Source organism: Corynebacterium appendicis CIP 107643 (genome assembly GCF_030408415.1).
GTDB classification, from domain to species: Bacteria; Actinomycetota; Actinomycetes; order Mycobacteriales; family Mycobacteriaceae; genus Corynebacterium; species Corynebacterium appendicis.
The window spans coordinates 878,641-905,335 of the sequence record NZ_CP046976.1 but is presented as its reverse complement, the minus strand read 5'-3'; the positions used below and the strand labels follow the sequence as shown (position 1 = coordinate 905,335).

20 protein-coding genes and 1 pseudogene are annotated in these 26,695 nt (G+C 62.7%); 12 read left to right on the top strand and 9 right to left on the bottom strand.

Annotated elements, in window-relative coordinates; translation table 11 throughout:
• Positions 1-40: 40 nt before the first annotated feature.
• The 6 genes and pseudogenes from CAPP_RS04565 to CAPP_RS04540 form a co-directional block, all read left to right on the top strand.
• Positions 41-361: pseudogene (locus CAPP_RS04565) on the top strand ((deoxy)nucleoside triphosphate pyrophosphohydrolase); the annotation flags it as partial.
• 218 nt (positions 362-579) lie between these two features.
• Complete coding sequence (locus CAPP_RS04560) at positions 580-1,617, top strand: DNA cytosine methyltransferase (RefSeq protein ID WP_076599975.1); 1,038 nt, start codon at positions 580-582, stop codon at positions 1,615-1,617.
• Positions 1,618-1,658: 41 nt separating this feature from the next.
• Positions 1,659-2,570, top strand: a complete 912-nt coding sequence (locus CAPP_RS04555) for a NaeI family type II restriction endonuclease (protein ID WP_143313936.1) — start codon at positions 1,659-1,661, stop codon at positions 2,568-2,570.
• Positions 2,571-2,963: 393 nt separating this feature from the next.
• A complete protein-coding gene (locus tag CAPP_RS04550; protein WP_143313935.1) occupies positions 2,964-4,850 on the top strand; it encodes a hypothetical protein in 1,887 nt (628 codons plus the stop codon).
• The gene (locus CAPP_RS04545) at positions 4,850-5,716 is read left to right on the top strand and encodes a hypothetical protein (protein WP_143313934.1); all 867 of its coding nucleotides are present in this window, start codon (positions 4,850-4,852) and stop codon (positions 5,714-5,716) included. Before CAPP_RS04550 ends, CAPP_RS04545 begins: the two co-directional genes overlap by 1 nt.
• On the top strand, positions 5,716-6,534 hold the full coding sequence (locus CAPP_RS04540) for a DUF6339 family protein (protein WP_143313933.1): 819 nt from the start codon (positions 5,716-5,718) through the stop codon (positions 6,532-6,534). Before CAPP_RS04545 ends, CAPP_RS04540 begins: the two co-directional genes overlap by 1 nt.
• 68 nt (positions 6,535-6,602) lie before the next feature.
• Here CAPP_RS04540 and CAPP_RS04535 read toward each other — a convergent pair whose 3' ends face one another.
• Together CAPP_RS04535 and CAPP_RS04530 are read right to left on the bottom strand one after the other, a co-directional pair.
• Entirely contained in the window at positions 6,603-7,607 is a 1,005-nt protein-coding gene (locus tag CAPP_RS04535) for a nucleoside hydrolase (RefSeq protein ID WP_076599972.1), read from the bottom strand.
• Complete coding sequence (locus tag CAPP_RS04530; RefSeq protein ID WP_084560776.1) at positions 7,607-8,965, bottom strand: MFS transporter; 1,359 nt, start codon at positions 8,963-8,965, stop codon at positions 7,607-7,609. The genes CAPP_RS04535 and CAPP_RS04530 overlap by 1 nt, the downstream gene beginning before the upstream one ends.
• A 125-nt stretch (positions 8,966-9,090) precedes the next feature.
• On the opposite strand from CAPP_RS04530, the gene CAPP_RS04525 reads away from it, so the two are divergent.
• Positions 9,091-9,552: a hypothetical protein gene (locus CAPP_RS04525; protein WP_143313932.1), complete on the top strand. Its 462-nt coding sequence runs from the start codon at positions 9,091-9,093 to the stop codon at positions 9,550-9,552.
• A 3-nt stretch (positions 9,553-9,555) separates the two neighbouring features.
• Here CAPP_RS04525 and CAPP_RS04520 read toward each other — a convergent pair whose 3' ends face one another.
• Together CAPP_RS04520 and CAPP_RS04515 are read right to left on the bottom strand one after the other, a co-directional pair.
• Positions 9,556-10,425 (bottom strand): hypothetical protein, encoded by an 870-nt coding sequence (locus CAPP_RS04520; RefSeq protein ID WP_076599970.1) that lies wholly within the window; start codon positions 10,423-10,425, stop codon positions 9,556-9,558.
• Positions 10,426-10,597: 172 nt separating this feature from the next.
• A complete protein-coding gene (locus CAPP_RS04515; RefSeq protein ID WP_076599969.1) occupies positions 10,598-12,169 on the bottom strand; it encodes a carboxylesterase/lipase family protein in 1,572 nt (523 codons plus the stop codon).
• 180 nt (positions 12,170-12,349) lie between these two features.
• On the opposite strand from CAPP_RS04515, the gene CAPP_RS04510 reads away from it, so the two are divergent.
• From CAPP_RS04510 to CAPP_RS04495, 4 genes are all read left to right on the top strand, one after another.
• The gene (locus CAPP_RS04510) at positions 12,350-13,297 is read left to right on the top strand and encodes a hypothetical protein (RefSeq protein ID WP_076599968.1); all 948 of its coding nucleotides are present in this window, start codon (positions 12,350-12,352) and stop codon (positions 13,295-13,297) included.
• Between the two features lie 117 nt (positions 13,298-13,414).
• Complete coding sequence (locus CAPP_RS04505) at positions 13,415-17,158, top strand: ABC transporter ATP-binding protein (protein WP_234959004.1); 3,744 nt, start codon at positions 13,415-13,417, stop codon at positions 17,156-17,158.
• A 65-nt stretch (positions 17,159-17,223) separates the two neighbouring features.
• Positions 17,224-20,979: a multifunctional oxoglutarate decarboxylase/oxoglutarate dehydrogenase thiamine pyrophosphate-binding subunit/dihydrolipoyllysine-residue succinyltransferase subunit gene (locus CAPP_RS04500; RefSeq protein ID WP_076599966.1), complete on the top strand. Its 3,756-nt coding sequence runs from the start codon at positions 17,224-17,226 to the stop codon at positions 20,977-20,979.
• Between the two features lie 204 nt (positions 20,980-21,183).
• Positions 21,184-22,251 carry an HNH endonuclease signature motif containing protein gene (locus CAPP_RS04495; protein ID WP_290173259.1) on the top strand — a complete coding sequence of 356 codons (1,068 nt, stop codon included), beginning with the start codon at positions 21,184-21,186 and terminating at the stop codon, positions 22,249-22,251.
• A 75-nt stretch (positions 22,252-22,326) separates the two neighbouring features.
• On the opposite strand, the gene CAPP_RS04490 is transcribed toward CAPP_RS04495, so the two are convergent.
• Positions 22,327-22,995: a type 2 periplasmic-binding domain-containing protein gene (locus tag CAPP_RS04490; protein ID WP_076599874.1), complete on the bottom strand. Its 669-nt coding sequence runs from the start codon at positions 22,993-22,995 to the stop codon at positions 22,327-22,329.
• A 104-nt stretch (positions 22,996-23,099) separates the two neighbouring features.
• Positions 23,100-23,645, bottom strand: a complete 546-nt coding sequence (locus CAPP_RS04485) for a YflT domain-containing protein (RefSeq protein WP_076599873.1) — start codon at positions 23,643-23,645, stop codon at positions 23,100-23,102.
• A gap of 90 nt (positions 23,646-23,735) precedes the next feature.
• Between CAPP_RS04485 and CAPP_RS04480 the strand changes: the two genes are divergently transcribed.
• On the top strand, positions 23,736-24,878 hold the full coding sequence (locus tag CAPP_RS04480) for an Mrp/NBP35 family ATP-binding protein (RefSeq protein WP_076599872.1): 1,143 nt from the start codon (positions 23,736-23,738) through the stop codon (positions 24,876-24,878).
• Between the two features lie 246 nt (positions 24,879-25,124).
• Here the strand turns inward: CAPP_RS04480 and CAPP_RS04475 are convergent, their stop codons facing one another.
• Genes CAPP_RS04475 through sigE form a run of 3 tightly spaced genes read right to left on the bottom strand, consistent with a single transcriptional unit; the run spans position 25,125 to position 26,654 of the window.
• Positions 25,125-25,724 carry a twin-arginine translocase TatA/TatE family subunit gene (locus tag CAPP_RS04475; RefSeq protein WP_076599871.1) on the bottom strand — a complete coding sequence of 200 codons (600 nt, stop codon included), beginning with the start codon at positions 25,722-25,724 and terminating at the stop codon, positions 25,125-25,127.
• Positions 25,725-25,728: 4 nt separating this feature from the next.
• On the bottom strand, positions 25,729-26,064 hold the full coding sequence (locus CAPP_RS04470) for an anti-sigma factor family protein (protein WP_159437744.1): 336 nt from the start codon (positions 26,062-26,064) through the stop codon (positions 25,729-25,731).
• A gap of 5 nt (positions 26,065-26,069) precedes the next feature.
• Positions 26,070-26,654: an RNA polymerase sigma factor SigE gene (gene sigE / locus CAPP_RS04465; protein WP_076599869.1), complete on the bottom strand. Its 585-nt coding sequence runs from the start codon at positions 26,652-26,654 to the stop codon at positions 26,070-26,072.
• Between the last annotated feature and the right edge of the window lie 41 nt (positions 26,655-26,695).

Genomic DNA, 26,695 nt, shown 5'->3' with positions numbered 1-26,695 from the left:
CCGCGCGCGAACCGCATCCCTCCCCACTACCCTCTATCTCGTGCCAAAGCTTATCGATGTCACCGGTGCCGTGATCATCCGCGACAGTGCCGTCTTTGCGGCACAGCGCGGTGCCGGCAAGGCCCTGGCCGGCAAGTGGGAGTTCCCCGGCGGCAAGATCGAGCCGGGCGAGACACCTGAGCAATCCCTCGCGCGTGAGCTCAAGGAAGAGCTGCTCGTCGACGCCACCGTGGGCGCGCACATCACCACGACCGAGTACGAGTACAACTTCGGCACGGTCCGCTTATCGACGTTCCACTGCACCCTCTCCCCCGACGCCGAACCCACTCTCACCGAGCACGCCGACTCCCGTTGGGTTCCGTAGACCGATCTTTTAAATCTCGACTGGGCGCCGGCGGATGTTCCGACGGTGAACCCGATCAGTGGCTAGAACATTTGTGCGATGCTTCATCTGCGAAAGGTTGACCGATTATCTATGGTGCCAAGTAAAGCTCTAGGGTGATCGAAACGTTGTTTACCTAGAGAACAGCATTATCAGGCCAGACGGCGACAGAAACTTTCAGAGAGGTCATAGTCAGAATGGGATCCGGGAAAGCGCTCTCATCCCTTGAGATTTGCGCAGGTGCGGGTGGCCAAGCCTTGGGATTGGAATGGGCTGGCTTTGAGCATGCAGCTGTTGTAGAGATTGATAACTGGGCGTGCGAAACCCTACGAAGCAATCGAGGGTGCGCCGAGCGAGCCCAATATTGGCCTGTCCACGAAACTGACGTCCATGATTTCGATGGTCGACCTTGGCGAGGAAAGATTGATCTCTTCGCCGGCGGTGTACCCTGCCCGCCTTTTTCTATTGCCGGCAAGCAACTCGGATCTGATGATGAACGCGATCTATTCCCCCAAGCTTTGCGTTTAGTGGATGAGATCAACCCGCGTGCAGTAATGCTAGAAAACGTTAAAGGGTTGGGGCAAAAACGTTTCGATTCCTACCGAGCACAAATTATCGAAGCCCTAAACGACTTGGGTTACACGGTTTTTTGGAAACTTATCCAGGCTGCCGATCACGGTGTCCCGCAACTTAGACCCAGGTTCATTCTCGTTGCCCTGAAGCGGGAGTATGCAGAGTTTTTCGCCTGGCCTGAAGCACAACCAAAGATTCTGACCGTTGGCGAAGCACTCCATCACCTGATGGCCCAAGACGGTTGGCCAGGCGCAGACGAATGGGCCAAGCAAGCCAACACCGTTGCACCCACTCTGGTTGGCGGATCAAAAAAGCACGGTGGAGCTGACGTGGGACCAACGCGAGCAAAAGAAGCATGGAAACGGCTCGGTGTAAAAGGCTCCTCAATTGCCGAAGAATCACCTTCCCGAGATTTTCCCGTCGGGGATCCTGATAACTTGCCGCGATTGACAGTTGCAATGGGGGGAGTTATCCAAGGATTCCCTGAGGAGTGGATCTGGGCCGGAGGAAAAACTGCACAGTGGCGACAAGTGGGCAACGCATTTCCCCCACCAGTCGCTGCGGCGATCGGTAAATCCATTTCGAATGCTTTGGAAAAGAACCCTCTCCTCGACAGGAAACCGGCTACCGCCGAAAACATCGAGTTAGAACTCGTCGGCTAATCCTTAAGCGAACGCCGATGGTTTCACTTAATCTGCCGGGTATGGGTACTTTCGAAGAGAATACCAGCGCGCTCGTTGAACTCTTTCGTCATCGAGATCCAACCGGCGAAGAGATGGGGCGCATTTTCCGCGAGACCTTCGACCAAGCTTACGACGGCCAACACACCGGTAGATTCCGGCCAGAGGATCTGAGCAAGACAGAACTCGCGCACATAGGTTCTCTCGTCGAGATCAATATCCGCCGCCATTTCGCCGATGTCATCGACGACGGCTTTAAGATGGACTTCCGCATCGCTGATCTGGAAGTCGATTGCAAATATTCCAAGGCCCCATTTGGCTGGATGATCCCGCTAGAAACAGTCGGCAATTACGCCATGTTGTGCCATGCAAACGAAGTGTCCTCAACGTTCAGAGTGGGATTCGTCTACGTGACAGACGACATTCTGAATGTCGGCGGCAATCGAGACCGGAAACGGACGATTAGCCTCAAAGGGCGCGAACATATTCAGTGGGTATGGTACGACGAACCGTATCCGAAAAACGTCCTACTCCATCTTCATCCCGATGATGCCGAATTCATCATGGAAAGCAGGTCGGGACAGGAACGTATAAACAACCTTTTCCGTGTAGTTCAGAATCAGATCATTCCCCGAGGGATTATTTACACTGTAGCCCGACAAAAGGACCCGATGAAGAGAATCCGCTACAACGGCGGAGCACGGTCTGCGCTCTTACCCGAAGGCATTCTCATCCTCGGTGATTACAAACGCCACACAAGGATCGCGGAAGAGCTTGGTCTCCCCATTACCAAAGACGGAGACTCGGTTGCAGTGCGAGTCGTGGAAACTTCACCACTTTTCGAAGGCCCAGTAACCGAGATTGACGGGCGATTCTGGCGCATTGCGACTCAAGAAGATCCTCACGAGGATGCTCCAGTGATTCCCGAAGGTTAGCTTGGCCGCAAGCGAAGTGCGAGTAAAGCTTTTCACCTGCAACTGCACCCCCACGTCGAGGGTGGCAATAAAACGGGCCCAGAACCCTTGAGGACGGATCAAAACTTTTTCGCCCTTGCACATACAGCATAGATGCTATATTGTGGAAATATATCCAATATTTGGAGGGGTGGACATGCATGAAGCGAAGAGCGAAAGATTTGAAAGGCTGTCAGAAAGTCGAAAAGCCAGGCTCGTTCATGAGATCCGTTTAATTTCAAACCTTTCCAACACCAAAAACTATAGGTACACATCCGAACAAGTATCTCGATTGTTTGAGGAAATTGATACTGCCCTAGTGGCGGCGAAGAAGGAATTCGAACGCAACTTGCCATCGGAAGGGACCGAATAACGATGCCGGATCAAACCTACGATTTCCATTTCATCCCCGCCTCCTTGGGACTGACCCAGGGGGAAAACGACTCTAGGCGCGCTCATTTCCGAAAACAGGGACCGATTAAGTCGCTTGTGCGCGAACTGGGCCAGAATTCTTTGGATGCGAAAGCCCCTGGCTCAAACGGCCCAGTAAGAATGGTCTTTGAGCTGAATGACTTTCCCACTGAATCCATCCCTGGAATAGAAACCTTAGGTCTCCACATTCGAGCTTCACACGAAACAATTTGCTCGCTGACAGGCCCGAGCAAAGATTACGAAAGTGCAGTTTCGACGCTAGAACGCAACAGAATTCCGGTGCTGAGAATATCGGATTACAACACAACTGGGCTTCAAGGTCACGAAAACGATACCAACTCAGCTCTCGCGGCTTTGACTCGAACCAACGGAGTCAGCGCCAAGCCCCGTGGAAAAGGAGGCTCCTACGGAATCGGGGCAGCAGCTGGAACCTTCAATTCAAGAATCTTCACAACTTACTGGACCACGGCTACTGCTGCTAACCCGGATGAGACCGTTCTAGCAGCGAGAACCGATCTCGCCACCCACACTATCGGAGACGAGAGATTCGACGCGACTGGTTTCTTTCTAAATATTGAGAAGCAGAATGAGTTCGAGTACTTGAGAACAACCGCTCCTCTTATGGGTTTTGATAAGCGGTTAGAACCCGGAACCGATACTTTCATTCCAGCCTATCGGGGGGCCGAAACGGATCCTGACTTGTTAGAAATTAGAAAATGTTTCGTTGAGAATTTCTTCGCAGCTATCCGCGACGGAAAACTTGAAGTAGAAGGAAAAACAACGAAGTCAACCTGGATTCTGAATGCCGCTACATTGGCTGCGGAGATCGACGATTTTCCTCATATCAAGCCCTTCTATTATGCGCTTGAGCAAGAACCAATAATCGGGAGCATTGATGGCCTCGGTGAAGTGAAGCTTTTCGTGAATTTGGATCCAACCCTCAGTAAGAGGCACCACACCCTCCTCATGCGTTCTCCTCTGATGACGGTCACTGACTACCGTCCTCGATCGCTACCGAACTACGCAGCGGTGTTTCTTTGCGATGATGATTCCGGCAACGAGTTACTTAGATCCTTGGAACCTCCCACTCACGACGACTGGGTACGTGATGACCCAGATTTCCCTCTGGGAAAGAAGCTCGTAAGAGAGATACATGCATTCATCAGACAAGCTATTCGTTCACTTATTTCGGTGAAGCAAGGCGAGGAAATCGAAATAAAGGGGTTGAATGAGTTACTGCCTTCAAGCCTCGGAAATCCAATTCTCGATGAGTTGCCGCTCTCGAATTCTCCATCGTCGTTGGGGGAGGACAACGATACCGAATCAGCAACTGTGCATGGGGATGAAACACCCGTACCCATTGAGTTTCGAAAACGAGCAGCTGTGAGACCCAGACTTAGAAAACCGGCTATCCCCGGCGGAGAAGAAGATGCTTTAGGCGGCAACCGATCTAGAAAGAATGCAAGCAAAAGATCCGAGGGAGGCAGCAAACAATCAAATGGATCAGAAGGCCCGGGTGGAGCCAGCGTAGCTAGTCTCTTGAATGACATGGTTTGCTGGTTCAACACAGAAAACGAGAGTTTACGGGTTGCTCTGGAAGCTCCTGTAGGAACGACGGGAAATCTACCGTTACACGCGATCGGTGAGCAAGGTGTTGACGACAGTTACGACTTAGGGATATCGCGGGTCACCGAGCAACTCGCAGACCACGAAGTAGAGCTGGAATTTTCTGGAAATACCATCTTAGGTTTGAACTTCTCCGATACAGAAGTAAAGCAACTAACTGTCCAGTTCAAGGAACCTCGTCGGTTGAGGTTGGGGATTGACTAATGAAATACAGCTCTTACCCTCATCCAGTAGTGGGCAACGGAAACGATGTCAACGCGCATCTCGATGCTGTTGAGGATGGCGTTGTCTTTCACCCGCTTTCGGACCTGATCACCTTTGAAATTCCAATTAAAACTGATGACCCTCAGATTCGCGATCTTGTGAATACAGGGGAGGCGAAATTTGTCGTTAGCTGGGACTGCGCCGCTACGCTCGCAAGGGGCACAGCGGATTACAAGACTGAGAAAACCCACTATGGTTGGAACTTGCGTTTCAGCTTGCTTCAGGAAGAAGTTAGAAGCCAAGTGGAAATCGATCTCGATCTGGTAGCAGCCACTGATCTGCCGAATTTTCACTGGCAATCTCAGAATCACCTTTACGGGTCTAGTACATTCTCGATCTCAAAAGGGGATGTCTTAGCGGTTCTCAGCGGCTTCAATTTCAAAGTTCGCAAGATTTACGATGCAATGGACCCGCCCCTGGGCAGCCTCTTTCGAATCATCACGGCAGACATTGCAGAGCCTATGTCAGTCTCTTATGACAGCCTTGAGGACCAAATCCTCATCGAAGTTTCTGAGAGTTTTGGAAACAACCTTCAATCCCTAAGCCCCGGTCAATTCGACGCATCGAAAATCAGTGTGATTGTGTTCCCCGTCCTTGTAGACGCAATAAACCTGATCAATAAGTCAGTTGAGGACCCGAACCAAGACGACTATGTAGATACGAACTGGTACCAGGGCCTACTTAAACGCATTAAAGAACTCAATTTGGATACTTCAAACCCCCTACAGACTGCCCAGGAGTTATTGAGCCGCGTAAATGAAAAAGCCCTGGCCGAATTGATCGAATTGCAGGATGGAGACCTTTGATGCTTGTTGACGCCACCACTCACATGTTCACGGAGGAGGCACTGCTGCTCCTTCGAGCCGAGCTTAATAGGAAAGATAATCCCGCTGATTTCCTGGCCTTTACAGATGAGATTAAGGATGACGAACAGTATCTAGTAAGGCTCAAATATCCAATCGAGTGGAGCCAACCATTAGAAGTTGATCATGAGCCCAGGAATGCGGTTTCAGTTTTCGAAGATCTGGGCCCTAGAGACCGGGTCGTGGCATCTGATCCTCGGTTATGGTCATACCTAGCTTTCGTAACACACAGGTCCTATATGGAACAGAGACGAAGTCTAGAGGGGTTTTATCCTCGTCGAGTACCCACATATTGGTTGATGGTCGAACCCAAAGCTAGAAACCTGGTCCAGCATGGAATTGCACGCTTATGGTGGATTACCAATCTTACACTCGACAGAGAGTTCAAATACCCACTCACCAACCATTTCGGCAACCCTTACGCATATACAAGTTGGGTTCTAGCAAACGATGACAGAAGGAAGTACATTTTCGAAGGCCTAATCGGACGCACCCCAAAGTTACGTTGGGCTCTAATGTCCGCGCTGACCGAGAATCCTGATTCGCTCCCCTCCGCTGACGCTGCCCGCCGTTTAGCTCAACGAATTAACATTGAGGCAGGATTCAGAAATCTTCAAGCAATGAACGAGGAGGAGCTTCTAGATCTAGCTCGCCGAGAACTAGAACGAATTCTCAAAGCTGAGTCGAAAGAACCTCCGAAAGCAATGCGCCAAGATGAACTTCTTGGACCTACCGATTCCTTTTCGGATCGGCTGTTCTGATCGTTCCGTGGAGCCGGCCGATTTAAGTAGATGTGACTTAATCCGACATTCCCCAGAAAATTAAGCCCCTAGTCCTCCGCCCGCAGGTGCCGGAGCTTCTCCAGTGCGGCGTCGCCGGCGGCGATGCGGGAGAGGATGTGGGAGGCGTCGTCGAAGAGCGTCCATGCGTGTTCGATGGTGGCGGTGTCTGTGTGGGTGATGATGGCGGCGTTGGGGTCGCGCTCCCAGAAGTCTTTGGTGTCGGCGACGGACGTGCCGCGGGTGAGGTCGCTGTCGGCTTCGACGTCGACGGTGGTCAGCTGCGGTTCGGGGGTGATGGCGCTGGTGGCGGTGAGCACGGTGAACAGGTCGTGGATCTGGGCCTGGTAGCCCTCCCCCATCTCCTCGTGGAACTCGAAGTAGAAGCGGGTGATGGAGTCGAGCTGCTCGGCGATGGGGGCGGCGCCGAGGGTGTGCTTGATGTGTTCGAGGCGCTCGGGGGTGAGGAGCATCTGCTCCGTGGCGTTGAGGGGGCACACGGTGATCGGCGCGGGGGCGTCGGCGAAGACCTCCTTGGCGGCGTGGGGGTCGACCCAGAAGTTCCACTCGGCGGTGGGCGTGGTGTTGCCAGGGTAGGTGAACGCGCCGCCCATGACGGTGATGTGGCGCAGCTTCGCGTAATGCTCCGGGTGGAGGCGGCGGAAGGCGGCCAGGTTGGTCATGGGGCCGGTGACGATGAGGTGGAGGTCCTCGGTGCCGCGGTCGATCGCGTCGATCCACAGGCGGTCCCAGTCATGCTCCACGTGGCGCTCTGGGGCGTGCGCGTAGCCCAGGCCGGTGTCACCGTGGGTCTCTGGCGCGGTGGTCAGGTCCCAGCCGAGGGGCTCCGGGATGCCGGCGGCGAGCGGGATGATGGGCAGGCCGCACAACGTGAGGATCCACGCGGCATTGCGCGCGCACTGGTCGGCGTCCACGTTGCCGCTGGTGGTGGTCACGCACTCCAGCTCGTGCGTGCCGGCGTGCGCGGCGGCCGCGAAGTAGATCAGCGCGTAGGTGTCGTCCACGCCCGGGTCGCAGTCGTAGATGATGCGCATTAATGCTCCTTCGCGGGGGTTTCTGTGGTCGTGCTTGTTGTGGGTGTGGTCGTGGTCGTTGTGGCGCTGGTGTTCGTTGTGCTGGTGGCTTTGGATGTCATCGCTGCGCCCGCGCGGTTGGGGCGGGTCTCCTGGCCCATGAGCGCCCAGACGGTGAAGGCCGCGGCGGCGACGGCGCCGCACACGGCGAAGGCGGTCGGGAACCCGTGGGACTGGGCGAGCGCGCCGATCACGATCGGGCCGAGCACCTGGCCGGCGTCGCCGCACATCTGGAACACCGACAGCGTCTTGCCGCCGGAGCGGTCGTTGCCAATGATGTCCGCCAGCGTCGCCTGCTGGCTCGGCACGAGAAGGCCGCCGCCGACGCCGGCGAGCGCAGACAGAGCGATCAGCGGCCAGAAGCTAGTGGCGAAACCGAGGGTCGCAGTCGCGACAACGGTGGTAGCCAGGCCGGAGAGGATCATGGGCTTGCGGCCGATCTCATCGGAAAGCCGGCCGGAGAATTGCAGCGTCACCGCGTTGCCGGCGGCGAACGCCGCGAGCGCGAGGCCGGACATCGCCGCGCCGTGCGTGAACACGGACGCCGCGAACAGCGGGAGGATCGCCACGCGCACGCCCATGTTCACCCAGCCCTGGGAGAACATCGATGCGAGCAAGCTGCGGTAGCTGGGGTGGGCGAACGCCTCGTCGAGACGCATCGGGGGACGCGCAGCGCGGTCCACGTCATGGTCGGACTTGGGCAGACGCGCCCACACCACGAACGCGGCCAAGCCTACGCCGAAACCGTAGATCACGAACGGCCAGCGCATGCCCAGAAACGACAGGCCAGCACCCGCAACGGGTCCAATGATATTGCCCAGCAGAAACGCCGTCGCATACGTCGAGCTCGCCCGCCCGCGGATCTGCGGCGGCGCCACCTTCACAATCAGCGCCTGCGCCGAGATCGTGAACATCGTCGACCCGAGCCCCGCCAGGAAGCGCAGCACCATCATGTGCCAATATTCCTGCGCGATTGCGACCAAGCCGGTGGTCACCGCGACGATGACCAGGCCGGACAAGTAGATCTTGCGCGAGCCGAGCTTATCGACGAGCCGTCCCGCCCCCGGCGCCCCCACCAGCCGTGCTGCCGAAAACACCGACACCACGGCCGCTGCCGCCGCCATCGAGACACCGAAGCTCTCCGCGAACTGCGGGATGATCGGTGCGATCAGTCCGTAACCGAGCGCGATCAAGAACGCCGCGGACACGAGCACCCAGATCTCCTGCGGGATCGGCGGCACCGGCCCGCGCGCGGCCTTCGCTTCCGCACGGGCATGTCTATGCGCAGCCCAACGGCTGGCCTTAGAGGGGGTTGTCATAGCGCCCAACAGGCTACCCGTTTCGGTCCGTAAAGCCACGTCGCAGTTTATTTTGCGCCCTTTGTTCGAAACAGTGTTCGAATGACGGCGCAGTTATGTCGGGGTCGGTTCGTAGTTTGAGGGCCATGACGAACACACGAGAACTCGCCCATCAGATCCGCTCCACCCACTCCGAAGCCCTCGACCGCTTCGAGGCCGTGATCCACCACCCGCGCTCGCTCGCCCGCCCCACACCCGCGTGGCGGCCGCCGACACGGGAGCTACCCCGCATCGGGCACGGGCCACAGCTCAAGGTCGCAGTGACCCGCCGCCGCGTCGGCCCGCGCGCGAAGGCCCGCATCAAGGGCTACGGCGAATCCCATATCCCCGCCTATCTGATCGAGGCCCGCTTCACCGATGTCACCGGCATCACCGTCGACCGCGACCTCGCCGAAGCGTGGGTGCGTGTCCTTGTTCCGTCCAACCTGGCCGGCGCGGTGCACGAGGTCTACTCCCCGACCGGCACCACCTTCGTCTGGCTCGTGGACGGCACGTTCACACCCGTCTACTCCCCCGCCTCCATGTTCGAGGGCCTGGCCGCCGCCTAGGTCTTAGACCTCGTCCTCGTAGTCGACGTCCTCGGCGACGGTGTCATCTTCGTCTTCGTCGTCGAGGTCGTCTTCGTCGTAATCGTCTTCGTCATCGAGGTCGTCGTCCTCGTCTTCGTCCTCGTCGTCCGGGTCGTCAGCGCCGAAGATGTCGTAGACTTCGGGCTCGTCGAAGTCCTCGTCGTCGAACGGGAGGAGCTGGGACTCCCAGTCCTCGGCCTGGTCGGCGGCGAGCGACAGAACATCGAAGAGGCGGTCGAAGTCGACGAAGACACCCAGGTCCAGGGTTTCCACATCGGCCACGGCTTCCGCGTGGAGGCTGGCGAAGAGGCGTTCGCGGTCCTCGTCGGTGAGTTCGGCGTCGCCATCGGACTCCCACAGCTCGCCGATCGCGTCATCCAGCAGGTCGTCGTAGGACTCGGGCAAGGCGATGAAGGTCACCGCCGCGCACGGGGTGCCGTCCTGGAGCTCGACCTGGACCTGCAGCTCGGCGTTGTCGCCGACTTCGGCGCGGACCAGGTTTGGGTCGACTGGGTCCTGAAAGAAATCCAGGTCGCCGATGCGCTCGTCGGTGCCCTCCAGCAAGTCGCTGAGCACCGTGATCACCTGGTCAGTCGCCATGTGCTTCACCGCGGTCTGCACCGCGTCTTCAACAGAGAAGACCACGGAGACCAAGACGGTCTCGAATTCGTCGTCGTCCTCGTCCACGTCGGCGGCGGCGATGTACACATTCGCGGCGGGAAGCAGCGGGTCGATCTCGACGAAGTGGATCTCCACATCCGAGGTGATCGGTACGAACATCGTGTCGTCGTGGACGCGCGACTCAATACCTTCACGGTCAAGGCCTGCGGCGATGTCCTCGAAAAAGCTCATGACGGCAGCTCCCTCCTGCTGGATGATTAAGACGCGTTCCGCCTGGCCGCACCTAGCCTAGCTAGGTTCCTGCGGCAACGCACCGGTTGAAAAGTGATTCACATGTGCTTTTGCGTTGATAGGTCGTGCGGCCCGGTGAGCGTACGTGTGCCTGTCTCCGCCATCACGGTTGTCACGGGATGTCCTCGGGGTCGAGGCCCAGGAAATCGGTCAAGCTCTCGAGGATCTCCGGGCGGCCGCTGCCCCAGCTGGTGAATTTGAAGCCCTCCCACGCACGGCGTTTCTCCGCCTTGGGGTCGCGCACCACCTTCGGGTCCGCGCTGATGACGGCGGTCGCCCGGCCCGGCGCATCGTCGGAGCGGAAGCCGTAGACGGGCCACTCCTCGCCCACCTGGCCGGTGTGGAAGAACGACCCCCAGTTGCGCTGCATCATCTCGCTGACGGTCTCGAAATCGCTCTGCGGGCCGAGGCGCTGGAGGATGCCGGCGGGGCTGGTGAAGGGTTCGCCGAACACGGCCTCCAGGTCGGCGGTGTGCACGGCGCCGATGCCGAGGCGCTTCACGGCCGGAGCGGCGTGGTCGAAGTGGTACATCCACACGTCCGCGACGCGGCGGTGCTCCGTGGCCAGTCGGACCGAGGGCGCCCAGAAGACGGCGTCGGCGATCAGCTCCGCGAAATCGGAGCGGGTCTGGGCGCCGTTGTAGGCCGCAAGAATCGCGTCGGCATGCCCGGGGTCGAAGACTTCGAGCAGGCGGCGGGCGGCGCGCCCGCGGGAGCGGCTGAAAAAGTACATCGCCTTGGTGAAGCTGGCTTCGCCGGAATTCGAGCCGATGATCAGCGGCACGGGCGCTTCTTCGTTAGCGGTGAACACGTCGATCGGGTGGGCCGGGAGCACCTCCCCGTCGACGGTGGGCATGAACGCCAGGTTCAAATACGGCAGCTCGCCGCTGCGGATGAGCAGCGAGTTGCCCACGCGCACCAGTTCTTCGCCGTCGACCTCGCGCAGGTCCTGGAGGGTGGAGAGGCGGGACAGGCCCATGCCGTCGAGAAGCTTGCGCACCCACATGGCCGCCTGAATGCGCGAGTGGACCGCGGCGGCGGGCGCGGATTGGGCGACAGCGCCGTGGAACAGCCCGCGCGCGACCGGCGAGGACATCAGCGTGGTCACCGACGCCGCGCCCGCGGATTCGCCCATGATGGTCACCCGGTCCGGGTCGCCGCCGAAAGCCGCGATATTGTCCTGCACCCACTCGAGCGCCAGGATCTGGTCCATCGTCCCCGGGTTGCCCACGCAGTCGGGTCCGAGCGAGCGCAGATCCAGATACCCCAGCACGCCGAGGCGGAAATTGATCGAGACGTAGACGATGTCCGTCGCCTGCGCGAAACGGTGCCCTTGCAGCACTTTCTCGTGCGAGGACCCCGTGAGGAATGTCCCGCCGTGCATGTACACCACGACCGGTAGCTCGTCGTCGGTGTCCGGCCGCACGATGTCGAGCACCAGGCAGTCTTCCGTGCCTTTCACCCGGTCGTTCCAGCCGTAGGTGCCCTGCATCGCCGGGTGCGCGAAATGGCCAGCGTCGCGCTCCCCGTCCCACGGTTCGGGCGGCCGCGGGGCGCGGAAGCGGCGCTCCCCGTGCGTCGGTGCGCCGTACGGTACGCCGCGCCACGTGCGCATGCCCGTCGTCGGGTCCACGATGCCGCGGACGAGGCCAGCGGTGGTGCGCACGACGGGTTCGGTAACCATGACTCGCCACTGTAGCCACGCCAGCTCAGAAACGGCTGGCAGTTCCACCGCAGAGCGCGCTTGACGACGACCCACCGCTTCGTCCTATAAATTGGTGCGCATCGGCTTTTCACGGGCCAGATGACACTGCACTGAAGCGCGTGAATCCCGCGCATGCGCGCATAAAGGAGGCGCCACACCATGGCCCTGTTCAATAAGGACAAAAACAACAAGAAGGACGAATCGGCCGCCGCTCCAGCTGAGCTGGATCCGGCGACCATCGAGAAGAACGCCACGATCTGGGGCCGGTCCTTCATCCGCGGACTGGACCGGGCGGTGCGCCTGCAGTCCGCCGTGATCCGCGCCTATGTCGACCACCTTCGCCGCTCCAACCCGGATGCCTCGCCGGCGGAGATCCAGGCGATCATGGACAAGCACTTCCTCTACGCCGCCTCCGGCACCGGTGCTGGTGCGGGCGGCGCCGCCGCGGTTCCGGGCATCGGCTTTTTCACCGGTGCCGCCGCGATTGCAGGCGAATCGCTCGTCTTCGTCGACCTGGCCGCCGTCTACACCGTCGGCTCCGCGTACCTGCGCGGCGTGGACATCTCGGATGCGGAGCGCCGCCGCGCCATCGTCCTGATGGTGCTGTCGGGTTCGCAGGGCGCGGCGATCGTTGACACGCTCATCGGCCCGAACGCCCAGAAGGTCCCGTCCATGGCGACGGTGTCTAAATTCTCCGGCCCGACGTTGAACCAGGCCAACAGCATGCTCACCCGTCAGCTGCTGAAATCCATGAAGCGCCGCCTGCGCCGCATGTGGCTAGGCAAGCTCATGCCGTTCGGCATTGGCGCTGTCGCCGGCACCATGGCCAACCGCGCTCTGTCAAAGAAGGTCATCGAGGGCATCGAGCCCAATCTCGGCCAGCCGCCTGCAGAATTCGCCAATGAACTGCCCGCTAAATCCAAGGAAGAAGACGAGATCGACGCCGCGGAGAAGAACACCAAGGCACGCATCAAGTCCGTCCTCGACGTCTTCAGCCGCTTCCGCGACAGCGACAAGAACGACAAGAACGACAAGAACGACAAGGACGACGACGCCGCCGAAGCAGCCGCCGCTGAAGCCCTCGACTCCGCGAAGTCCCAGGACTAGCCGGGAGTAGCGGTAATCTCTCACTCGGAAAAGCAGGTCACGGGGCGGGCAGGTGCCGTCGATAAGCTGCGCGGCCATCTGATCACCCGGTCGCTGAAAGCGAACCGCGGCTTCGCGGTGCTCACACTCGTCACCGCGGTACTGGCGGCGGTGCTGCAAACGACGCTGCCGGGGCTGACCGGCACAGCCGTGGATGTGGCTACCGGGCAGCGGGACGGTTCCATCGCCACAATCGCATGGGCGATGGCCGGCATCGCTGTCGCGCAATTCGCCTTCCAGGTCCTGCGGCGTTGGGCCGCCGGCAACCTGGCCACGCGCTCGCAGCACTACGTGCGCGTGGAACTTCTGAAAACGCTGCACCGCCTCGACGGGCCCGGCCAAGACCAGATCGTCACCGGGCAGATCGTCTCGCGCTCGATCACCGACTTAGGCCAGCTCTTCTCCGTTCTAGCCATGACCCCCATGGCGTTGTCTCGGCTGGTGCAGCTCGTGCTCACCGTCGCCGTCATGGCGTGGGTGGATCTGCCGCTGACCGTCATGGCGCTGGCGTTCCTGCCCGTCATCGTGTGGGTGGCCAATCGCTCGCGCAGATCGCTGTACGCCGCGACGTGGGCGAACCAGCAGTCCGCGGCCGACCTGACCAGCCACGTCGAGCAGACCGTCTCTGGTGTGCGTGTGGTCAAAGCCTTCGGGCGCGAGGACCACGAGATCGGGGTGCTCGACGGGCTGGCGCGCCACCTGTACGCCGTGAAGATGCGCGCGGCGAAGCTCACCGCCCGTTTCCAGCCCGCGCTGAGCCAGCTGCCCAACTTGGCGCTCGTGGTCACCATCGTCGCCGGCGGCATCATCGCGCTGCGCGGTGGCATGACCGTCGGCGGCTTCGTCGCGTTCACCGCTTATTTGAGCTCGCTGACGTCGCTGATGTCCATGCTGGCCAACACCTACGTCACGCTCCAGATGGGGATGAGCGGCGTCGACCGCCTCGACGAGGTCCTGCAGCTCGCACCCGAGCACCCCGACCCCGCCGACCCGCGCACCGTCCCCGACGGCCCCGTCGGCATCGCGTTCAACAACGTCACCTTCACCACCGACGGCCGCCGCGTCCTCGACGGCTTCGACCTCACCGTCGCGCCGGGCGAGCAGGTCGCCGTCGTGGGGCCCGCGGGCGCCGGCAAATCCATGGCTGTGCAGCTCGCCGGCGGGTTCTACTCGCCCGACAGCGGGCACCTCACCCTCGTCACGCCCGACGGCCAGATCCCGTACAGCGACCTCGCCCACCGCGAGATCCGCCGCGCCGTCACGTGCGTCTTCGACGAGGCATTCCTGTTCTCGCTGTCCATCCGCGACAACATCGCCATGGGCGCCGACGTCACCGACGCCGAGGTCGAACACGCCGCGCGCATGGCGTGCGCCGACGAATTCATCGCCCAGCTTCCCGACGGCTACGACACCGTCGTCGGCGAACGCGGCCTCACCTTATCCGGCGGCCAGCGCCAACGCATCGCGCTCGCCCGCGCACTCCTGTCGCGCCCGCGCGTCCTCATCCTCGACGACGCCACCTCCGCCATCGACGCCGCGACCGAAGCCGACATCCTCGCCAACTTGCGCGACAACCTCCCCGGCGTCACCATCATCGCCGTCGCGCACCGCCAGTCGACGGTCGAGCACGGCGAGCGCGTCGTCATCATCGACCACGGCAGAGCGCTTATCGATGCTCCCCTCACCCCCGCCCTTACCCACCCCGCTTACACGGCCCTCATGGCGCCCGACGGCGCCCCCTCTCCTGCCTCTGATTCCAACTCTGATTCCAACCCGGCTTCAGTCTCCGCCGAGCCTTCCGCCGCCGAACTCTGGCCCGACATCCCCGACGACGCGCCCCACGAACACGTCCTCGGCCCGTCCGCCGCTGGCGCTGGCGGCGGTTTCGGCGGCCGCGGTGGCGGAGGAGGTGGCGGCGGCGCCCGCGTCGTCACCGCGACCCCTGAGCTTCTGGAGCGCCTCGAGCAGCTCCCGCCCGCCGACGAGCAACCGAAAGGCACCATCCCGGCAGGCCTGCGCGCGATGTTCTCCTCAGTGAAGTGGCTGATCGCGGCGGTCACCGGCCTGCTCGTCGTGGGCGTGCTCGCGGATCTGAGCTTCCCGACGCTAGTTCGCACGGCCGTCGATAAGGGCATTCAAACCGGCGACGAACGCACCCTGTGGCTGGTCTCCGGCACCGCCCTAGTAGTCGTGCTCGTCGCGTGGCTGGCCAACGCTGCGATGACCGTCCTGTCCGCCCGCTCCGGCGAGCGCCTCCTCTACGGCCTGCGCGTGCGCAGCTACGCCCACCTGCAGCACTTGGGGCTGAGCTATTTCGAATCGCACCTGTCGGGCCGAATCATGACGCGGATGACCACCGACATCGACACCTTGTCCAGCTTCCTGCAGACGGGGCTCGCGCAAGCCATCGTCTCGGTGGGCACGCTCGTCGGCGTCGCCGCCATGCTCGTGGCCACCGACGGCTCGCTCGCACTCACCGCTTTCTACGCCGTACCGGTCATCGCGCTGATCACCGTCATCTTCCGCCACTACTCCAAACGCTTCCACGCCGAAGCCCGCACCCAGATCTCCGCCGTCAACGGCGAATTCGCCGAGCTCATTGGTGGCATCCGCATCAGCCAAATGCACCTCATGGAGCCGTCCGCCGAAGCGCACTTCACCGCCGAGAGCGAGGTCTATCGACGCCTCCGCATGCGCTCCCAGCTCCTCGTCGCCACCTATTTCAACGGCATGCAGATGATCTCCCAGATCATGACGGCCATCATCATCGCCATCGGCGGTGCCCGCATCGCCGAGGGCACCTTGTCCGTCGGCGTCCTCGTCGCCTTCACCATGTACTTAGGCCAGCTCTACGGACCCATCCAGCAGCTCGGCCAAATCTTCGATTCCTGGCAGCAAGCTACCGTCAGCTTCGACCGCATCCGCGCGCTTCTCGACGAACCCACCACCGTCCCCGACACCGGCACCTCCCCGCACGCCGCCGACGCAGCACGCGGCGCACTCGCCCTGAACGACGTCGCGTTCTCCTACGGCGCCCGCCCCGCCGCCGCCAGCGCGCCCGCCGACGACGCACCCATCGACGACACCGACTCCAGCGACCCCGCCGCGCAAATCCAGCCCGACGCAGCCAAGCCGGCCAGCGCTTCTGCGGTCGCGCTGGACAACGTCACCGTCGCCTTCCGGCCCGGCGAGACCGTGGCGCTGGTGGGGTCGACGGGGGCGGGCAAATCGACCGTCGTGAAGCTGCTCGCGCGTTTTTATGATCCGGTAAGCGGCGCTGTGACGGCGGGCGGCACCGACGTGCGCGATTTCCCGCTGCCCGACTGGCGGCGCGCTCTCGCGCAGGTGCCTCAAGAGTCGTACCTGTTCCCCGGCACCGTCGCGGAAAACATCGCGTACGGCGCGCCCGATGCCGGCCGCGGCGAAATCGAGGACGCGGTGCGGCGCATCGGCGCGCTCGGCATCATCGCGGCGATCCCCGGTGGCTTCAACCACCGCGTCGGAGAACGCGGCCGTGGCTTGAGCTCCGGGCAGCGGCAAATCATCGCGCTCGCCCGCGCGGAAATGCTGCACCCCGACGTCGTGCTTCTCGACGAAGCCACCGCCACCTTAGATCCCGCCACCGAACGCGCCGTCCTGGACGCCTCCGGAAAGACCACTGCGGGGCGCACCGCGATCATCGTCGCGCACCGCCTCGCCACCGCCGCGAGGGCCGACCGAATCCTTGTTATAGACCAAGGACGTATCATTGAGGACGGACCCCACAGCGACCTGCTCAAGCAGGGCGGAAAGTATGCAGTATTGTGGGCTGTTAGCCATTGATTGACAATGACCGACAAAGCAATCAAAAGCACACGTAGAACGAAGAAACGAGGCGAGTACCTGCCGTGAGCAGCGAGAGCACATTCGGCCAAAACGACTGGCTGGTTGATGAGATGTTCCAGCAGTACCAGGACGATCCGAACTCCGTCGACGACGAGTGGCGCGAGTTGTTCAAAAAGCACGGCAAACCCGTCGACGGCGACGCCGCGCCGCTCGTCTCCCCCGCGGCCAAGAAGGCGGCGGCGGACAACGACCAGACGCACAAGGCCCGCACCGCGACCAAGGTCGCCGAGACCACCGGCACCCCGAGCCAGGACGGCCGCGAAACCCGCGTCGACGCCGCTGTCAACGATGTGCCGAAGCCGTCCGCGAAGCAGGCCGGCAAGAAGAAGGGCAAGCAGTCCCCGATGGACCGCCTCAAACCGCTTCCGGAGGCTGGTGAAAAGCAGCTGAAGGGTACCTTCAAGGCGATCGCAAAGAACATGGACGAGTCCCTGACCGTCCCGACCGCGACCACTGTGCGCGACATGCCGGTCAAGCTCATGTTCGAAAACCGCGCGCAGATCAACGACCACCTCAAGCGCACCCGCGGCGGCAAGATCTCGTTCACCCACATCATCGGCTGGGCGATCGTGAAGTCCGCCCTGCTCCACCCGGGCATGAACGTGAACTACAAGGTCGAGGACGGCAAGCCGTTCGTCGTCACGCCCGAGCACATCAACCTGGGTCTGGCGATCGACCTTCCGCAGAAGGACGGCACTCGCGCGCTCGTCGTCGCCGCCATCAAGGAGTGCGAGACGCTCACCTTCGACGAGTTCGTCAAGGCGTACGAGGACATCGTCGTCCGCGCGCGTCAGAACAAGCTCAAGCTCGAGGACTTCCAGGGCGTCACGATCCAGCTGACCAACCCGGGCGGCATCGGCACCCGCCACTCGATCCCGCGCCTGACCAAGGGCCAGGGCACGATCGTCGGCGTCGGCGCCATGGACTACCCGGCCGAGTTCGCGGGCGCCTCGGAGGACCGCCTCGCTGAACTGGGCGTTGGCAAGCTGACCACGCTGACCTCGACCTACGACCACCGCGTCATCCAGGGCGCAGAGTCCGGCGAGTTCTTGCGCGACATCTCGCAGCTGCTTATCGACGACAAGTTCTGGGACGAGATCTTCAGTGCCATGCAGATCCCGTATGCCCCGATGCGTTGGGCCCAGGACATCCCCAACAGCGGCGTGGACAAGAACACCCGCGTGATGAACCTCATCGAGGCTTACCGCGCCCGCGGCCACCTCATGGCCGACACGAACCCGCTGCAGTGGCGCCAGCCCGGCCTACCCAAGCCGGACTCCCGCGACCTGCTTCTGGAGACCCACGGCCTGACCCTCTGGGACCTCGACCGCACCTTCAACGTCGGCGGCTTCGGCGGCAAGGAGACCATGACGCTGCGCGAGGTGCTCACCCGCCTGCGCGCCGCCTACACCCTCCACGTCGGCGCCGAGTACACCCACGTCCTCGACCGCGACGAGCGTGAATGGCTGCGCGACCGCATCGAGGTCGGCATGCCCAAGCCGACCAGCGCCGAGCAGAAGTACATCCTGCAGAAGCTCAACGCCGCCGAGGCCTTCGAGAACTTCCTGCAGACCAAGTACCTCGGCCAGAAGCGCTTCTCCCTCGAGGGCGCCGAGACGCTGATCCCGCTCATGGACGCCGTCATCGACACCGCTGCCGGACAGGGCCTCGACGAGGTCGTCATCGGCATGCCGCACCGCGGTCGCCTGAACGTGCTGTTCAACATCGTCGGCAAGCCGGTCAAGACCATCTTCGGCGAATTCGAAGGCAACCTGCAGCCCGCCCAGCAGGGCGGCTCCGGCGATGTCAAGTACCACCTCGGCTTCGAGGGCGAGCACATCCAGATGTTCGGCGACGGCGACATCAAGGTCACCCTCGCCGCCAACCCGTCCCACCTGGAGGCCGTCGACCCGGTCGTGGTCGGCATCGCCCGCGCCAAGCAGGACATCCTGAACCGCGACAAGAACGTCAACGAGCGCTCCGTCGTTCCGATGATGCTGCACGGCGACGCCTCCTTCACCGGCCTCGGCGTCGTTCAGGAGACCCTGAACATGTCCAAGCTCGTCGGCTACGACGTCGGCGGCACCGTCCACATCGTGGTGAACAACCAGGTCGGCTTCACCACCACCCCGGACCAGGGCCGCTCCACCTACTACTCCACCGACCTGGCAAAGGGCTTCGACTGCCCGGTCTTCCACCTCAACGGCGACGACCCCGAGGCAGCAGCCTGGGTCGGCCAGCTGGCTGCCGAGTACCGCCGCGAGTTCGGCAAGGACGTCTTCATCGACCTCATCTGCTACCGCCTGCGCGGCCACAACGAGGCCGACGACCCGTCGGTGACCCAGCCGCAGATGTACGAGCGCATCGACACCCACCCGTCCGTGCGCACCCGCTACACCAAGGACCTGATCGGCCGCGGCGACCTCACCGAGGAAGACGCCGAGATCGCGGCACGCGACTTCCACGACCAGCTGGACTCCGTGTTCAACGACGTCAAGGAAGACGGCGGCTCCCCGGCCTCCCAGTACGGCATCACTGAGTCCCAGGAGCTCACCCGCGGCCTAGACACCTCCATCGACGAGGCAATGTTCAAGCAGCTTGCCGACGCCTACGCCACCCTCCCCGGCGATTTCACCCCCAACAAGCGCCTCAAGTCGGTGCTGAAGAACCGCGGCGGCTCCTTCGACAAAGGCAACGTCGACTGGGCATGGGGCGAGCTGCTCGCCTTCGGTTCCCTGGCCGCGGAAGGCAAGCACGTCCGCCTCGCCGGCGAGGACTCCAAGCGCGGCACCTTCACCCAGCGCCACGGTGTCCTGTTCGACCCGAACACCGGCGAGCAGTACAACCCGCTCGACGCCAACGCCATCGAGGCAGGTAACGGCGGCCGCTTCAAAATCTACAACTCGGCTCTCACAGAGTTCGGCGGCCTTGGCTTCGAGTACGGCTATACCGTCGGTAACCCCGACGCACTCGTTGCGTGGGAGGCGCAGTTCGGCGATTTCGCCAACGGAGCCCAGACAATCATCGACGAGTACGTCTCCTCCGGCGAGACCAAATGGGGCCAGCTGTCCAGCCTGATCATGCTGCTCCCGCACGGCTACGAGGGTCAGGGACCGGACCACTCGTCGGCACGCATCGAGCGCTTCCTGCAGCTCGTTGCCGAGGGCTCCATGACCATCGCCCAGCCGTCGACGCCGGCAAACCACTTCCACCTGCTGCGTCGTCAAGCTTTGGGCGATATGCGCCGCCCGCTCGTCGTCTTCACCCCGAAGTCGATGCTGCGTAACAAGGCCGCCGTCTCCCAGCCGGAAGACTTCATCGAGTCCACATCCTTCCGCTCCGTCATCGACGACCCGAACATCGTCGACGCGAAGAACAAGGTCATCGGCGACGCAGAGAAGGTCACCACCATCATGCTGTGCTCCGGCAAGATCTACTACGAGCTGGAGAAGCGCCGCCAGAAGGACGGACGCGACGACGTGGCCATCATCCGCATCGAGATGCTCCACCCGATCCCGTTCAACCGCCTCAACAAGGCATTCGCCAACTACCCTAACGCCAAGGAGGTCCGCTTCGTCCAGGACGAGCCCGCCAACCAGGGTCCGTGGCCGTTCTACAACGAGCACCTGGCCAACCTCGTGGACAACCTCCCGCCGATGCGCCGCATCTCCCGCCGCGCGCAGTCCACCACCGCGACCGGCGTGGCCAAGGTCCACCAGCAAGAAGAGAAGGCGCTTATCGACGAAGCCTTCGCCTAACCCCCACCCGCACACCCCGCCCCGCCTTTGCTGGCGCGCGGCGGGGTCTGCGCTGTCTTTGCCCCCTTATTCCGCTCTGGCCCACACACAAATCACCCAAATCCTCATATCGTCGCCCCTTCTCACCTGCGTGTTTTGGTGTTGTCGACTGTAGTGGACATTGTTCGATGGACCCGCGGTTGCGCGCGGTTTAACGTTTGTGGCATGAACCAATTCGCGGCGCTCGTGGGCGCAGGCAACGCCATCGACATGCTGGGCAGCTTCAACGCCCAGCAGCTTATCGACGCCGGCGCCAACCCCACCCGCGTCACCGAATGGAAAGGCGTCTTCGACACCTACTACGGAACAACCCGGTTTCCCCGCCAACAAGCCAACGCTGTCACCGTTGCCCGGCAAACAGCGAAATCGCTGGACCAACTGGTATTCATCGAACAACAACTCAAAGCTGTCTCCTCCGACCGGGAGACATGGAAACTCCGCCTCGCCCTGCTATCGGTGCGCGGCAACTACAAGACGCTGCAGCGCCGCGCCAAAGACATCATCCCCGACCCGGATAAACCCGCCCCGGAGTCCACAGTGCGGTTCGGCCGGACCCGGAAAGGCAAACGCACGGTCATCGCCACCGGGGAAGAACGCGACATCGCCGACCTGGAACACGCCCTGCGGGCAAAGCTCGACCCTGACCGGCCCGAGGGGCCGCAAATGTACGAAGCCTTCACGGAGCTGCTGCGCGGCGGTGCCGGGGTCGCGCAGGCTGTGCCGCGCCCGTTGATCCAGGTCCCGCTTTCCGAGCACACCAGGATCCTCGCCGGCGAGGGGGATGAGACCATCCTGGGCCTGTCGGACGGCACCACCATGACCGGTGCGGAGTATCTGACTCACTATTACTCGAAGGATTTGGAGGTGGCGTTGTTCCACCCGCAGGCGGGTGCGGTGAACCTGTACCACGCGAAGCGGTTCGCCAACGCCAAGCAACGCGACCTGGTCCGTGCGACGTTGACAACCTGTCCGGTGCCGGATTGCCGGCACGCGGCGGATAATTGCGAGGTCCACCACATCACACCGTGGGCCCGCGGTGGGCCGACGAACATGGACAACCTGTCAGTGTTGTGCAGGTACCACAACCGCACCAACGACGACGACCCCCACAGACACCACCGGGGCCGAATACACATCCGCAACGGCACCCCGACATGGGTCTCCCCGCGCGGAACACCAGTCCCGAACACCACCCACCAATACGGTGCCATGCACCTGTTGTTCGGAAGCTAGTTCGGAACCTGACCACACCACCAGGCCGAGGGCAAAACAGCCCTGCGGCCCGTTTGGTGCGCGCGGAAACGCCCGCTAGACCTCGCGGGCCTGCCCTTCGTCGACGATGCGCTGCAGCTCCGACCCCATGCCGGTCTTCTCCTGCATCCAGGCGTTGACGGCTGCACCGGGGTCACCGTCCTCCTCAGTCTTCTCGACGAGCTTCTCAAGGTCCGTGGTCGACAGGGCTCGGGTGACCTTGTTCATGGCGTTGCGGACGCCGCGGTCGAAAAGGCCGGCCTCGTAGACGGGGATGATGTTCTGCGGCAAATCCCCGTGGTCGTCGTCGGCGCAGCCCTCCGCAGGCGACGGGTCGACAGTCTTGAACGCACCGGGCAGCGTCCCGACGGCAGCGTCGTAGGTAGCCAGCGCCAGATCGACATCGTTGGAGTCGTCGGCATTCGCCTCCTGCGACTTCGCCTCGAGTGTCTCAGCCTCCCCCGGATTCGCGGTCATGACCAACGACCCGACGCACATCACCGCCAGGTTCGCATCACGGGTCTGCAGAAGGGCGAGCTTGTCGGCGTCGTGAGTAAATTGCTTGCCGACGATCCCCACGTCCCTTCCCGCCAGCTCAGCCACCTGCCGGTACATCTCTGCCAGCACCATCTGCTCGGGATCTGACGGATCAGCCGCGATACGCACCGGCTCTTCCTCAGGAGCGCACGCCGTGAGGCCGCCAAGACTGCCAGCGACACCGAGCATCACCGCGATTCCGGTCGCAGCAACCGATCGTCCTTTCCCCCGCGCCGCCAATGTCCGCCGAGGCTTCAGCGCCCGGGCCCAGGCACTCGTGTTGAGGGGGAAGGTCATGAGGAGTGAGGCCTGTCGTCGATAAGCGTTTGCCCAGGCCGCGGACCCATCTCGGCGATCAAGTCGCGGGCGCGGGGTGCGGAGGACGGCTCGCACAAAATGTCGTAGCGACCGGCGACGATAGTGGTCGCGGACGAGAAATCGCGGCGACCGCGCGTGAACGCGTACCCGATCGCGGCGAACACGAGGCCGAAGAGCAGACCGATCACGAGCGCGGACAGAAGCGACGTCCACACATCCGGCGTGAACAGCGCAAACAGCAAGCCGACGAAGAGCCCGAACCACATGCCGGACAGCGCACCGCCCGCCAGCACGCGCCCCCATGTCAGCCGCCCGGTGACGCGCTCGACCTGCATGAGGTCGACGCCGACGATCGTGATGTTCTCCACCGGAAATTCGCGGTCGGACAACCCGTCGACGGCAGCCTGCGCGTCCTGATAATTCTGGAAGCTGCCCACAGGCCAACCCGAAGGGCGCTCCATCGCGTTGACGGGCCGGCGCGCCGCGGAGGCGCCGTCGGATGCTGGATTCAGCTGGCTCATGTGCTCGTCCTTCGTTTTCACGTTCGCTTACCCGCTCGAGTCTAGTGCCGGCTTCAGCCGCGGGCGCGAAGGCCATATACTTTAAGTGCAATGACTGACACAGCCCCGATTTCAGAAGCAGCTGTCCGCAACGCACTCGCGCGGGTCGACGACCCCGAGATCGGCAAGCCGATCACCGAATTGGACATGGTCGAAAGCGTGCGTATCGACGGCCGCGACGTCGCCGTCGGCATCTACCTCACCATTGCCGGATGCCCGATGCGCGACACCATCGAATCCAACGTGCGTGCCGTTCTCGAGGAGCTCGAGGGTGTCGGCGAAGTCAGCGTCACCATGCACACGATGAGCGAGGAGCAGCGCCGCAACCTCGCCCAGCGCTTGAAGGGCGACAGGTCTGAGCCGGTGATTCCGTTCGCTCAGCCGGGCTCGACGACGCGGGTGTTCGCGGTGGCGTCGGGCAAGGGCGGCGTCGGCAAGTCCTCGATGACTGTGAATCTGGCGACCGCGCTGGCTGAGCAGGGCTTGACGGTGGGCATTCTCGATGCCGACATCTACGGCCACTCCATCCCCGGCCTGATGGGCTCCGCCGGCCAGGGACCAACGGTTGTCGACGAGATGCTCATGCCCCCCATCGCCCACGGCGTGCGCCACATTTCCATCGGCCAGTTCGTTGAGGGCAACGCCCCCGTTGTGTGGCGCGGCCCCATGCTCACCCGAGCCATCCAGCAATTTCTCGCCGACGTCTACTGGTCCGAGCTCGACGTCCTCTTCATGGATCTCCCGCCCGGAACCGGCGATGTCGCGATCACCGTCGCCCAGCTGGTCCCCAATGCCGAGCTGCTCATCGTGACCACCCCTCAGGCCGCCGCCGCGGAGGTGGCCGAGCGCGCCGGTTCTATCTCCCAGCAGACCGGGCAGCGCGTCGCCGGCGTCATCGAGAACATGTCAGCCATGGTGATGCCCGACGGCTCCACCATGGACATCTTCGGCACCGGCGGCGGCGAGAACGTCGCCGAGCGACTGACCGCCATTACCGGATCCGAGGTCCCTCTGCTCGGCTCTGTCCCCCTCGACCCCCAGCTGCGTGTCCAGGGCGACGAGGGCACCCCCATCGCCGTCCAGGCTCCCGACTCCCCGTCCGGAAAGGCCATCGCCGACATCGCCGGAAAGTTGAAGATCCGCCGCGACTCCCTCGCCGGTAAGAACCTCAACTTGGGAGTCACCCGCAACTAGCGCTTAACCGCATCGGCTTGCACGCACCATGCCTGCCGCGTTCCCCCCTCGTCCGGTTTCACGCGCAGCAGCCGACGCGACCAGCTATTATATCGCGCTGCCGGGTCGACAGCACGACTGAACAGCTGCTGGCTCAACAACTCCAGGTCGGCCTGCGGCGAGGGGGTACAGCGACACGGGCGCGCTGCTAAGGCTTCCCTCCCGGCTCGCCTCCGCCGCGCCTCGCTACAAGTCCGCTTGCGCAAGCTAGGTGACATCAGCCCAGGAGAACCCCGCCCCGCCGGACTGCGACGGCGGATTCTGTTGCCCGGTAGACATCCCCATCCCGGGCTGCCGACGCCGCGGTTTAGAAGAGCGCGCCGGAGAGGACTGCGGCGAAGGCTGCGGGGAGTGCTGTGAGGGCTGCTGAGCCGCCGGCTGTGGGCCCTGTTGTTGTGTGGAGGCGGCTGAGGTACCTGACGCGTCGCCTGCCGAAGAACTAGACGAGGAATCTGCAGCCGCGCGAGCCCCCGGGCCGGAAGAATTCCGGCCGACAGCCGGATCCCCATCCATCATCCTGCGGGGGTCGAATTGGTCGAGGTAGTTACCGTCTTCGTCGAAAAGCACTTTGGCGATGGCGCGCTTCGGGCCCATCGCGGCGTACTCAGTGACAGTGCTCATGGGCTTGCGGAACTCGTCGAATTCCTCGCCGTAGAGCTCCTCCTTGGCGTTGTTGATCGCGCGGCGCGCGGCGAAGATGGCGGCGCGCACATCCATGATGACCCCGGGCAGGCGCTCGGGGCCGATGATGATCAAGCCCGCGAGAATGACGACGAAGATTTCGCCCCAACCGATAGTGTCAAACACGGTTTCACCTTAGCCCGTCGCGCAGGCGGCTCCAGGAAATGGGCCACTGCAGGCCGGCGTGGCTGGAGGAGGCGGCGGAAGCGTCGGAATCGGGGGTGGGGTATTCGTCGAGAAGCGCAAGGCGTTCAACCAGCGACCGCGGCGCGCGCAGGCACCCGTCGGTGTTGTGCTCGCGCACGGCGTCGGCGGCAGCGCGCTGCTGGGCGACTTCGCGGCGGCAGTCGGGGCACTGCAGCAGGTGCTGCTGGGCGCGGTGGAGGGCAGTGGGGGTGAGTTCGTCGTCGATAAGCGCGGCGACGGCTTCGAAATTGAGGTGGTCGATCGAATCGAACGTGGGCACGGCCGTCACCTCGCGCGGATGAGTTCGCGGGCCGCCTCGCTGGACGCGGCCTGGGCCTCAAGGGAGGCGCGCAACTGGCTGCGGCCGCGGTGGATGCGCGAACGGACGGTGCCCATCTTCACGCCGAGCGTCTTCGCGATCTCCTCGTAGCTCATCCCGACGACGTCCGCGAGCACGACCGACACGCGGAAATCGGGCCCGAGCTCGTCGAGCGCGGCCTGTAGCGCGGGGTCGAGGTTCGTCGCGCTGTACACCTGCTCGGGCGTCGGGGCGGTGCCGGGGACGCGCTCGTAGTCGTCCGGCAGCGCCTCCATGCGGATCTTGCTGCGGTGGCGCACCATGTCGAGGAACAAGTTCGTCGTGATGCGGTGCAGCCAGCCTTCGAACGTGCCGGGCTTGTACGTCTTCAGGTTGCGGAACACGCGCAGGAACGTTTCTTGCGTGAGGTCCTCGGCGTCCTGCTGGTTGCCGGACAGGCGGAACGCGAGGCGGTAGACGCTGTCGGCGTGCTCCTCGACGAGCTCCGCCCAGCTCGGCATCGAGCCGCGCCCTTGGTCGAATGCGGCGGTGCCAGTGACGTCATCGTGCATGCCCACTATTGTTGCGCACCGCGCGGGTCCCCGCACAGCCG